Genomic DNA, 12,589 nt, shown 5'->3' on the forward strand with positions numbered 1-12,589 from the left:
CAGCAAGTGGTGGTATGCGGTTTTGGCGTGCCGGGCGATACGGTTACGGTGACGCTGGTCGGTGCCACGCGCTCAGAGCCGGCAAGTGGAATCGTGCAGGAAAATCGCACCTGGTCAGTGATGCTCGATGCAAGCCCGCCCGACGGAGGGCTTTATCGGCTGGAGGCAGTCGCATCTCTGGACGGGTTCGAATCATTTGAAACCCTGCGCTCGGTCATTTTGGGTACTTTTGTGCCAGCCCTCGACGAGCCGGCGCCGGGACGCTGGGTCAGCCATCCAGTGCAGTTCAGCGGCAAGGGCCGCCCGGGCGTGGGCGCCGTCGTGAGTTGGTACAACCCGGATGTGCAATGGGTGCCGCAGCTGCCCGTGGACGGTGAGCAATGGCGCGGAGACGCGGCGCGGGCACTGCCTCTGGGGGGGAACTGGTACCGATTCCGGCAGACGCTGACTGACGCAGCGGATGACGCAACGATGTCCGATTGGGCCGATAGTGCGCGTTTTGAAGTCGAAGGCGCGCGCCTTTCCACAACAATTCCTGAAGCCTGACTTCCGACGAACGGTTATCAAGCCTGTCATAAATGACAGTGGACTGAACGGCTTTCGCAGCGCTAAATCGTACTTACTGAATGTGCAGCCCGACGAAGGATGTCGGGCTGTGCGGGCCAGTTGTCGCCTAAAGGAATCTGATCATGGTTGATTCGCGCCGTCCCGCCCTGCAACTGTTCGACCAGTTGTTCAGCGAGAAACAACGAGCACAGGACGTCGGACTGCAGAACCTCGAGACTTACCTGGAAAACGGTGGATCAATTTATCCACTGGTTGAAAAGGGTGTTCAAGGCATGCTCCAGGAGCACCCGCAACTCAGCTTTGAGCAAGCGCAACAATTCTGGCGCGGCGCCAACAGCATAGCCACGTCTCAGCGGCGCCAGTTTATCGAGAGGACGCTGAGGGGGAACAGGGACGCGCCAAAGCGCAGCTCCAGCGGTTTGCTATCGATCGTGGACGGTCCCAATTATCACGCTCTGATCGGTACCGATTTTGCTGCACTGTGCCCGCCAGATGCGCTGGAGTCCATCTGGTCGCCAGTAGCCTATCTGATCGACTTGTTGCGCTGGGTTCGTGACCGTCTGGAGGGCATCAACAAGGAAGAAAAATATGCGCTGCATAACCGGCGCACGGATTTGCTGGCACTGAGCGTCGACTTCAATGCGGTTTATCAGTCGATCTCGTCTGTGGACATCATCGTCGAGGTGCTGGAGAAATTCATTGCGGCGAACACGGATGTCGAGTCGATCGAAGACGCGCTGATCGCAGCTCGCTACCCCAACGGCCTGCCTTATTACCAGCATTGGGTCACGATTGATGGTATCGCGCAGGTTCATGATCTGTCGGTGGGCGATTTTGAGCACCGGGTCGACCTTGCTTATCCGTATTTTCTGCAAACCAATGGTCGGGGTGCCAATACTGCAAAGGGTTTCGCCCACGCTTCGCGGCTTGGCCCTTATCAGCGCCTGTTGCTGACAGAAACCCGGGCGGATTTCGAAGATCGCGAAAGTTTCTTTGCGGATAACTTTGGTACCACCAAGCTCGACGAATACCGGTTACTCAATCAGGTGGTGTTCCTGGGTGAGCGCACCAAGCTCGACAGTCGGCAGATCGAAGCCCTGCTGTCGATTGGCGACTTTGCTCCGGTGCGCTCGACCAATGTTACCTATATGGATGACAAGCCCGAGCATCCGGAAAGCGAGCGCTCGGGGTCAATCTATATCAATGACAACACTGCGCCGGCGGTGCGTATCGATAATGCAAGCGAGCTTCGGCATCGATTGACGGCAAATCCCGACGAGTCCATCGGGTTCAATCGTTATGACCGACTGAATCGGATGGTGCGCCTGGCCAGCTGGACCGGATTGCCGTTCGATCAGGTAGACGTAGTGTTGGCAGCTGCCATCAGGGCGACTGCGCTCGGCAATCGGCCTGAAGACTCTTCAGACAAAATGGAAATAACCAATGGCGTCGTGCATGCACTTGGCTTGTTTCAAAAGTTGCGCGAGCGCTACCAATGCACTGCCGCGGACTTCGCGGTCTTTATCGGTGAGATGTCGGTTTATGGCCGCGGCGAAGCGCTTTCGCAGTTCGATCAGTCGTTCAATTTCGAATCAGGCTATCGCGAACCTTTCAAGCTCGACAACGGTGCGTTTGCGGTAACACCTGTGCCTGGCATGGTGGATCTGACGATCAGCCAGCTCTGCAGTGGCCTGGCGATTGATCCGCAGACTTATTACGTTCTGGCGAAAACAGTGGCCAAGGCTTACGGCTTGACCGAAACACTGAATCGCAACGCAGCGATCATCTCAAGTTTTTATCGTTTGGTGTCGCTGCCCCGGCTGTTGAACATCACACCGGTTGAAGGTGTACTGATGCTGTCGATGCTGGGCGGCGATGAGTGGATCAACCGCTTCGCCGGTGTCCCTGTCATTCACGATGTTCCGGACGGTTTACCGGATGCGCTGGAACTGATCGAGGCTATGCAAAGTTGCGTGCAGTGGTGCGTGCAAAACAGTCTGCCGGTGTCGTGGATGTTGCAGCATGCGGTCAACGCGCCACCGGTACAGGAACTGTCCGAACAGGATGAGCAGTTTTTCGAGCAGATTCGCAATTTGCTGCCGACGGCACAGCTGTCCAATAGCACTTTCCTCATGGCTGGCGTACCGACCGCCGGTGCTACTGACTGGATCGAATTCCTCGCGACGTCCGCCGACAGCCTGGGGCCGATAACCGATTTGTATGGGCTGATCCTGCCCTATGAGCAAGACGCTGAAACGTATCCGGCCTTCGTCCTTCAAAAGATCTCATGGGCGGTCAATAGCGCCTTGGGTGAGATCGAGCCAGCATTGCGGCAGAACATCATCACCAGCATGGTCAGTGCTTTTCTACAGATGCGCGATGCTCAGACTTCGCTGGTAAGGGAGACGCTGGCTTCATACGCCGGCGTGGGTGTGGATCAAGCGTTGCTGGTCCTGGATTGGGCAGGCGTCACGGTGCATCAATTACTCCTGCATGTATTGGAGCGAACCGATACGCAAGCCGAGGCGTCCGGCCGTACACGCGACCGAGCCGCAAGCGCATCATTTGATCTGCTGGCTGAAATTCGCCGGCGCAGTGAGGTGGTGTCGACACTTGGGTTAAGCGCCGCGCTGTTGCAGGAATATCTGGATAGCGGCTACAAGGACTGGCTTGTTCAGGCCGACAAACATACGTTGACGGTGCGCACTCTTTATTACCTGACGACGCTCACTCGCGCTTTTGCCCTCGCTTCAGCCGCGAGCGGCCAATCGCCACAGAAGCTTTTGGATTACCTGCGTCAGGTCAACGCATTGCCGGCAGTCAGTGGTGATGCGAAAAGGCTTGCGCAACAGGCGTCTGCCATCAAGCTGGCGAATTTTTTTGGCTGGAGCGTGCAGGACGTGCGCGAATGTGTCAGCCGCATCGATGTCGACGGGATTCTGAAGAACCTCAGCCAGCTCGATTTGTTGATGCGCGTGCTGACGCTGTCCACCGCGACCGGTATGGATGCCTTAACGATTTTTCTGATCGGTAATCTGCCCGAGACGGTCGATAAAAGTTCCTACGCCAAGGCCGCTGAACATGCCCTGCTCGGCGAGTCCGGTGCGCAGGCGCCAATTGTGCATGCACCGGGCGACGTCACAGGGCTGGTCACGATGACGTGCGAAGTGGTGGATAACAGCACCGTTGTGGCCAATAAGCCAGGCGAAAAGGTCACTTACAAGGTGACCCTCAAAGACGCCAACGGGGAGCCGCTGAGTGGCGTCACCGTCCATTGGCGCGCCACATTGGGCACCATTAAAGACGACACCACCCTGATCGACGGGACGCTTGTGGCTGAGTTTATTCCCGGCAAGGTCATGGGGCACGACACGCCAGTGCTCTGGCTGGATTTGTTCGAGCCGCAATATGCCCCTTCCATCGAGATCACAGCCGATTTCGCTACGCTGTTTTTCCCGCTTGAGGAACTTTCACCTACGCCTCTGGATACAGTGGAATACGGCCATGAAGTAGAACTTTATGCGGTGCTGGAAGACGCCTACGGAAACCGCGGACAGAACTCGCTGGTGGAGTGGTTCTGGACAATCGAAGCGCCCGCGAAGAGGGATGCCGTCACTATTCGGCCGGCGCAGGGTTTCACTGATCGGCAGGGGCTTACACGGGTTTTTGTTTCAAGCAGGACGGGCGGCACATTCGAGTTCAGTGTTCGTACTCAGTCTGGGGAAAGCGAAAGAATATTCACCAATGCCATCACGTTCGCCCGGAGCTAGTGGCAGGACGTTGCGTACTGCCTGGCGAACGTTTGTCCCCGGGCCATATTCCAAGGAGCGAGATCATGGCACTGAGTAACATTGGCGGGCTGCTGGAAAAACGTCGCTCGGCCCTGCTCGAATACTGCATTGGTCAAGTGGCCAATACCCGATACCCGTTTCTGAAAACGCCTGAAGATCTGTTTGAATTGCTGCGCATCGACCCGCTTGACACCTATCAGGTGAAGAGTTCCAGAGTTGCCGAAGCGACAAGCTGTGTGCAGCAGTACATTCATGCGGTGTATCGAAAGCTGGAGCCAGGCTTTGGAGATCATGAGTTCGACAAGCGTCATCTGCACGAATGGATTTTTTACAGCAATTATTCCGATTGGTCGGCGATGCAAAAAATTCCATGCTATCCGGAAAATTTCATCATTCCATCAGTGCGACTGCGCAAAACCAGTCTGTTCAGAAATCTGGAAAACAACCTTAACCAGGCCCGTTTGAACAACGATACCGTGCAGGCTGCGCTGCAGGAGTATCTACAGGCATTCGAAAAAATCTGCGATCTCGATGTGATCAGCTGTTTCATGGATGGCATGACACCGGCCAAAGCCGATTACTACTTCTTGGGGCGGCAGCGAGTGCAGCCGTTTCAGTATTTTTGGCGCAAGGCCGAGATCGAACTGAGCCCGGCCAGCGCGGCGGTCAACCCGGCGGCCTGGAGTGAATGGCAAGCGGTGGAAATCCCCACCACCAATCAGGTGCTGGATATCCGCCCGGTGTTCTGGAATGGCCGGTTATGTGTGGTCTGGGCCGAATGGCGTGACGCGGTCGTCGGCAGCGCAGCGGAGGCTTTCAGCCCGAGCAAATTGGTGATCAATCTGGCATTCATGACACAGAACGGGCAGTGGTCGGCGCCGTTGTGTGTGCACAGTTCAGAGTGCAAGGACAACCTTTTGGCGAGCCCCCCCCGACTGATTGCGACTGTGCATGCTGATTACCTTAATCCGAAGGGCAAGTTGGGGATTCTGTTAAGTGGCAAGTTCTCTAAGAAGTCACCCGCAGATTCTCCACCGGAAGATTCTGCTGAAACGGATCTGAAAGTGCATGCGATTTACGACGTGCTGATGCGCCCCCTCCTGGACGGTGGCGCGTGGCTGGATCTGGCACTCGAGGAGCGATTCGTCAGCAGCGATACGGTTCAGCACCCGCTCGACATTCAGGTTACTGCTGTCCCTCGCATAACGAGCCATGGTTCCCTGACTCCCTATCTTGGTCTGAACGTTATGGCAACGCGCGTCGATGACAACGATGTGCTGACGGTTCAGGGTTTCTGCAGTCCCACGGGACTTGAAAGCGCTACGTTGAATATGGTGCTGCAAGTGACGGGATCGTCTGATATCGATCCGCCGCCGATTAGTGAACTCCAGGATGCAAGCGGTGGCTGGACAACTCAAGCGTGGACTTCCCGGCGGGCGAAAGGCACATGGGCTACGCCAGTCACGGTCTTATTCGCCTCTCCCAGTTCCCCTACAGGACAGAAAGAGTTCGACCTGACGATTGTCGATCTCATGGACTTCGTCCCGCCAACTCTGCACAGGAGCAGTGCAGGCACGGCACAGTTCCTGTCATTCAATCAAGCTGGACTGGCGTTGAAATACGTTCGGCTCAATTCATTATTCGGTTCGGAACTGGTGAGGTGTTCGAATATTTCCGTGGACGCCGTGCTGGACTGGTCCAACCAGTTCATTCTCGAACCGTCGCCGACCGGCGCAGAATTTGTTGAACTCAATGGTCCCTTCAACGGTGCCAACGGTCTGAATTTCTGGGAATTGTTTTTTCACCTGCCGCATTTGATAGCCACCCGGTTGCGTGATGAAGAGCGCTTCCAGGAAGCGCAGGACTGGCTGCATTACGTGTTCGATCCACAGGCAACCCAGGATCGGAAAGATCCGCCGGTCCCGATCATGAACCCGAAACCGGCGTACTGGCGTTGCCGGCCTCTGGATATAGAGGGGGCGGGAAGTAATCCGGGGTGGGAAATCCAGAATCCCTCTGATCCGGATGCCATTGGCTATGCCGCACCCGCGCATTTTCAGATCCTGATGTTCACTGACTATGTGGAAAACCTGATGGCGTGGGGCGATTGGTATTACCGCCAATTGACCCGTGACAGTCTGGTGGCCGCCAAGCTTTGCTACGTCCAGGCCGGGTTTCTGATGGGCAAGGCGCCCACCGCCGACACAGCGACTCGTTGGCAGACCGCCACCGTTGAAAACCTTCTGGCCCAGAGTGATTCACGACCGCCTCTTGAAGCGCTTGAAAATACGCAGGATTTCAACCTGGCGGATTACCCGATCGCTTCCGATACCCCGCCGATGCTGGGATTGTTGGCAAGCAAACCTTTTGAAATTCCGATCAATCAATCGCTGCTCGACCTGTTTGCAAGGCCGCAGCAACGGCTTGGTTACCTGCGCGACAATCTCACCATCGATGGCAAACCGCTGGACATATTGCTGTTCAGCCCGATGACGGATCCCAGGCAATTGCTCCGCGATCTGGCCGCTGGCAGCGCGGCCGGACCCAGACCGATGGGGGGGCGGCTGGTGGTCAATGCCTACCGTTGGCGTGTCACGTTCGAAGTCGCACTGCGTGGGGTACAGAGTCTGCGGGATTTCGGCAGTCTGGTGCTGCGACTGCTTGAACAACGCGACCGTGCCGAACAAGAGGAACTGCAGCAGAACCATTTGCTGGAGTTGGGCCGTTACGCCGAAACGGTGCAGGAACAATCCATCGCCCAACTGGAGGCGAATGTAACAGCGCTGCAGCAAAGCCGGGCAATGGCGCAGGAGCGGGCCGATGCCTATGCAGCGCGTTACAACGAGAACGTTTCGCCGATCGAGTATCAGGTCATGGCCAGCCTGCAGCAGTCGAAAACATCAGCCCTGCAGGCCAAAGCCGTCAGAGTGGCAGGGGGCGTCATCGCGGCGTTGCCGAAAATCTATGGTACTTCCAACGGTGGCTTCAAGCCCGAACACGCATTCGATGCAATGGCTTTCGGTTTTGACGTCTCTTCGTCACTGCTGCAAATCGACGCCGACCGACAAGCCACGACCGAAGGCTATCGTCGCCGCCGCACTGAATGGGCGCTGCAACGCGATCAGGCGCTGGCGGAGGTGGACGCAATCAATGCGCAGATCGAAGCGCAAAGCCATGCGGTCAACGCAGCAAGATCCAGCCTTGAACAGACGCTTCGGGCCAACAGTCAAGCGTTGACCATGTTCAACTTCCTAAAAAAACGCGCGAGCAATGCCGAGTTGTTCGGCTGGATGCTTGGCCAGCTAAAAGCCCTGCACTACCAGGCGTACGACGCGGTCGTCAGTCTGTGCCTCAGTGCGCAGGCTTCGCTGGCTGCTGAAACCGGCGATTATGATGCACCGGTCCCTTTGCCTCAGGCCTGGCTCGATCACCGTTATGGTCTGGGCTCTGGCGAACAGTTGCACATGTATCTGCTGGACCAGGAACGCAGGCGCTTGCAAAGCTACGAGCGGCGGCTGGAGCTGGTCAAAACAGTTTCCTTGCGGCAGTTGTGCGACGACGGCATCGAGCCTCAAGAGGGCGTGAGCAGTTGGGCAGATGCACACCAGCAATTGATGGCAACAGGTGTATTGGAGTTCAGACTGACCCAATTGCTGTTCGACCGGGATTACCCCGGCCATTTCTGCAGGCAGATCAGTTCAGTGGAGGTGGATCTGCCTGTCCTGACCGGTCCTTACGAGGATGTCCGGGCAACCTTGCTGCAGATCAGTAGCGTGACGGCGACCCGGCCCACCACACAGTCTGTGCAGTACCTGCATACGCCGACCTCAGGTGTACCTGGCGATCTGGTGTTCAACCTGCGCAGCGCTCAGCAGATCGTTTTATCGGTAGGGCTTTCCGACAGTGGCCTGACCCACCAGAAACCTGATGAAGGTTTACTCAACCCGTTTGAATGCACGGGTGCGGTTTCCCACTGGCGACTGAGTTTTCCTCGACCGCTAAAACAGCCACAAGCTGCAATGCTCAAATCCTTGACCGATATCATTATCCGCGTGCGCTACACCGCCAAAGCCGGCGAGCCGACGTTCGCCCAAAAAGTCACAGACCTGGTTACCAAGGCTGAAAACGCCAGTTTGAAGATGCCAGTCGAAGGAGCAGGCGACCATGAGTGAGCCCGTCGTGCAAAACAATCAGAATCTGGTGCTCAATGGTGACTTCAACGATCGGCTCAAAGAGTGGCGCCCCAGCGGGATGATTGGCCTGGCGAGAGAATTCTATGCTGACGAGTTAGTCAATTTCATGGAGGTCGGTGTCGGGGCTTCGGCTACACAGGTAATCAAGGCACCCAAGACCCCCGGCGCCCGCGCGGGTTACGAACTGACGTTTCTATGCGAACTGCGTCCCGGAGTTTCATGGTCGGGCGAATCGGGCTGGTTGCACATCCGCAAGAGCGGCGATGTGTTAATGAGCATCGAACTCACGGCAGAAGAAGGCCGGAAACAGGTGCACGAAGACGCCGGACTGGGGGCGGAGCAGCCGCTGGAATTCAAGCCGCGGGTGTATCAAAGATCACTGGATCATTTGGCGTTCGTCGAAGATGACGAATTGAGCTTCGAGGTCAGCGGTGTCCCGCGCAACGCGGGCGACCGTAGTTCGACAATCTGCATCACTCGAATCGACCTGCAACTGAAGCTTGAACCGTTGCAACTGCAGACGGTGCGACTGGATGACGAAGTTCTGCCACCAGGCCAGACGTTACACCTTTGCCTGGGCGCTTCCCTTGGCGATGACCCGGACGGCTCTTTGTACATTGCGCATCGTCTGTCTTTTACCCCTGTAGACGGCAGCGTCTGGCTGGGTACGGATATCGCACTGATCATTCAGGGCAACCCATTGGAAGCAGTCAAGGCCACCCCTGACTGGGGAGTCGATCAACCGCTGCTGTCGCAGTGGTCGCTCGACTGCCCGGATATGGGAGAAGAGAAAAGTCATGACTTCACAATAAACCTGGTGAACCAGTACAACACCGAGCCTTATGCGATTGACGTGTCGCTGGGGCATCATCGATTGGCGCTTCGCGAAGTGCAGACCGCGGCGTATTACCCCGTCCTCGAGTATGCACAAAGCGTCCGGTTGGGCGTGCAGGTCCTTTCGTTCTACACCGGCCGTTCGCTTGATGGTCGAGAGGTCAGGTGGACGAGTATCGGGCAGGGCGTGCAGGGCACCGCAGTCACTGATGAACAGGGCCTGGCTTACTTCGATTTCGTCCCTGAGCAAGCCGGCGATTTTGTCATCACAGCGTCGGTCGACAGCGCTTATTACGGCAATGGCGAGGTGACTCACGAATTTCCAGTCACGGTGCTGGCGACCGACCCCTGGCGCGACTTGCATTGCGTTGTCGAAGAGCAGGTAACCCTGTGGGGCGCGACCGGTTATCCCAATCGCGGCACTGATTACCCCTTCATCGTGCGCTTGCCCGCCGACAGCCCTCTGCTGGCGACTGATCTATCGCTGCACTGGAGCGGCGTCGGGCATGAAGAGTTGAAGGTCACGGTCAACCCGCCACTCCAGCAACCGGTCGCTTTCAATGGCGACGATAGTCTCTGGACGCTGGCCTGCGAGGACTGGCTGGATGGTCGCTTCGAACTGTCATTGGTCTGCTCGAAGTTGTTACTGCCATCGCCGCGTAAACCCATGTCGCTGGCGCGCAACAAGGTCAGGATCGCTGACACGCGCGGCCCGAATATTTCGCCGGTTGTCGAGAACTACGAAAAGACCTTGATGCGAGTGCAGGTGGTGCATGTCACTGACAAAGGTGCCGGTGAGCCGGTAATTGATGCGTTCGTCGACTGGCAAACCCCCGAGGGTATTGTCGAGTCTCGTACTGGCAGCGGTGGCTGGGCCAGCCTGTATTACCGGCCGTTGAAGGCTTTGAGCAACGAGACGATTACCGCCAGTGTGAGAGCCTACGAAGGCGGGCCGGCAGATGGACACACGTTTTCGGTCACGGCGTTTGCACGAGACGAGTGGAAGGACAAGGTCAGGATCACGTTTGATGGCTTTCAAATTTCCAGTGACGGAATCGCTTGCAAGCGAGGCAAGACGCACATCCTGACGATCCGTGCATTTGAGAACAGCCCGCTGATTGGCGAGGCAATTACGCTCGGTTGGCGCAACGCAAAGCCAGAGATCGGGCTTGCGGTGAGCGACCTTGATATGCCGAGAATATTGCGCGAAGGGGAAGATCTGAGTTGGTTGTTCAGCTCTGATCGTATCGAAAGTACCAGCAGTATTTTCGAGGTAAGTTTGCTCACCGACACTCTCACGAACAAGGATTTTTCTTGCCGACTGTTATCACCTGACCTCCATGAAGAAATGACCGTGGTCCTGGATCAGATGACCGATCTCAGGGGGCAGCCGCTCTTTCCGTGTATTGGCGCTATACATCGCTATATCTTCCGCACCAATGCGCTGAGTCCTTTAGTGGGTATCCCCATGGATCTGATATGGACTGGAAGCCCGGCGGCAGAGCTCGGAGTCGAGTTGAGCCCACCCCCCAAAAGCGAAAATGTTGTGGACGACAGCGGGTTTACCTGGACGCTGGACTGTTCAAAAAGTACCAAACCCGGGGTTTTCAAACTTCAGTTCATTATCAGTTTCTTTGGCTTGAGCGACATCAATACGATGACCCTGGGCCACAATAAAATCACGATCGAAGACGCCCGTGCATCTGCGGTGGATCCAGTCATTGGGCAGGATCCTGCGTGGATGTGGCTGAAGGTACGCTCCCCTTATCGTCCCGACCTCCCTCTGGAGCAAGTGCCTGTTCAATGGACAGCCGACGGCAGCACCGAAGTGCACGGGACGGCTGCCGATGGCTGGAGTGGTTTTCCCTTTGCGCCAACCACGGCAGGTGAGCATGTGGTGACAGCGGCGGTTATCAGCCCTTATGACCGTTTTGAAGAGCGCCGCTCCATGCAGGTTCTAGCGCTGGAAGGGGATCCGTGGGACGGATTCGAATACAGTTTCGACTCCCGACCGTTTCAGCCACTGGGCCATAGCGCTGAATTCCCTCGGCGCAACGGGCAGCACCAATTGCGCGTGAGTGCTCCGCCGGGCAGTGCGCTGCATGACCAATATCTGACACTGGGCATGACCGGCACCGGGCCGGCGGAATTGGGCTTGCGCTTCGAGGAACCACGTCTGGGTGATCCCAGGTTTTTTTCGGAAGCTGGAATGACCTATCGGTTCAACGCGGGCGACCTCAAGGACGGGAGTTTCGGCTTGCGCTTTGCCTCGGCGCGGTTGGCCAGGCTTTCTCCAGTTATTGCGATGTCGCTGGGGCAAGGCGAACAGGTGGTAAAGATCGCCGAGCGTTCGCGAAGCAGTCAGACACTGCTCTGGGGCGAGGCGGTGTCGGAGCAGGTCGTCATTGTTTCGGCCATCAGTAACAGGCCAATGGTGGGGATGAAGGTTGTCTGGCGCAGTCCGGACCTTGGTGAGGTGACCACTACTACCAACTTCTACGGTGAAGCGCGGATACGGTTCGTGCCGACAACACCGGGTGCGGCGCAACTGACCGCCACGGTGGGCGATGCGCTGTATTCGGAGTCGATTTCCTTACCGTTTTTGCTGCACGAGCCCCGGGAGATCAAGGAACTGGTCAGCGATGATCCGAGCGGGTATCCGGGGCAACAGATGACCGCGCAAGTCCTGGTCGTTTCAGCCAGTACCGCGCAACCCTTGGCCAATGTCGAAGTGATGTGGGAGTACGACCGCACCTCGCTGCCGACAACCCTGACGGATGTTGAAGGCAAGGCAACGGCGCGCATTGTCCTGGAAGGAGCAGGCGAGGCTGCGTTGCGGGCGTCGGTAAAGGGTGGTTTGGCTGGCTGGGTGGTAAAAACGCTCTGGTTGACCGTCACTGAGCGTCCAGCAGCGGTGGAATCCGTTGTTGCGTCGCCTAATCCGGTTCCCTTGCAGACCTACGTCTCCATGACCGCGCTGATTGTGGCCAAGGAGGGGCGAGAGCCCATGCCCAGACGGAAAATCCTTGTTTCCACTAATGGAGCACCGTTCACTGAGTCGTTTACCGATCACAACGGGCGATACCAGGCTCACTGGCGGCCGATGAACCTTACGGATCAGATTTCGCTGGTCGTCAAAGTAGAAAACAGCGACGGCACTTCGGACAGCGACGCTGTGTATGTTGCAGTCACCAACTGATCGAA

Annotated in this window: 3 protein-coding genes and 1 pseudogene; all 4 read left to right on the forward strand. The window is 57.0% G+C overall.

Annotated features, from left to right (window positions below; translation table 11 throughout):
• A pseudogene (locus tag QMX86_RS05645) lies at positions 1-546 on the forward strand (hypothetical protein); the annotation flags it as partial.
• A gap of 143 nt (positions 547-689) precedes the next feature.
• Positions 690-4,337 (forward strand): Tc toxin subunit A, encoded by a 3,648-nt coding sequence (locus QMX86_RS05650; RefSeq protein ID WP_282384442.1) that lies wholly within the window; start codon positions 690-692, stop codon positions 4,335-4,337.
• Positions 4,338-4,402: 65 nt separating this feature from the next.
• The gene (locus QMX86_RS05655) at positions 4,403-8,530 is read left to right on the forward strand and encodes a neuraminidase-like domain-containing protein (protein ID WP_282384443.1); all 4,128 of its coding nucleotides are present in this window, start codon (positions 4,403-4,405) and stop codon (positions 8,528-8,530) included.
• The gene (locus QMX86_RS05660) at positions 8,523-12,584 is read left to right on the forward strand and encodes a hypothetical protein (protein ID WP_282384444.1); all 4,062 of its coding nucleotides are present in this window, start codon (positions 8,523-8,525) and stop codon (positions 12,582-12,584) included. Before QMX86_RS05655 ends, QMX86_RS05660 begins: the two co-directional genes overlap by 8 nt.
• Positions 12,585-12,589 lie beyond the last annotated feature (5 nt).

The organism is Pseudomonas sp. PS01270 (genome assembly GCF_029959775.1).
In the GTDB taxonomy this organism is placed as follows: domain Bacteria; phylum Pseudomonadota; class Gammaproteobacteria; order Pseudomonadales; family Pseudomonadaceae; genus Aquipseudomonas; species Aquipseudomonas atacamensis.

What these genes read in the sequence shown, in the direction of transcription:
- QMX86_RS05650 (WP_282384442.1), top strand. Translation starts at nt 690, where the DNA reads ATGGTTGATTCGCGCCGTCCCGCCCTGCAACTGTTCGACCAGTTGTTC.
- QMX86_RS05660 (WP_282384444.1), top strand. Translation starts at nt 8,523, where the DNA reads ATGAGTGAGCCCGTCGTGCAAAACAATCAGAATCTGGTGCTCAATGGT.
- QMX86_RS05655 (WP_282384443.1), top strand. Translation starts at nt 4,403, where the DNA reads ATGGCACTGAGTAACATTGGCGGGCTGCTGGAAAAACGTCGCTCGGCC.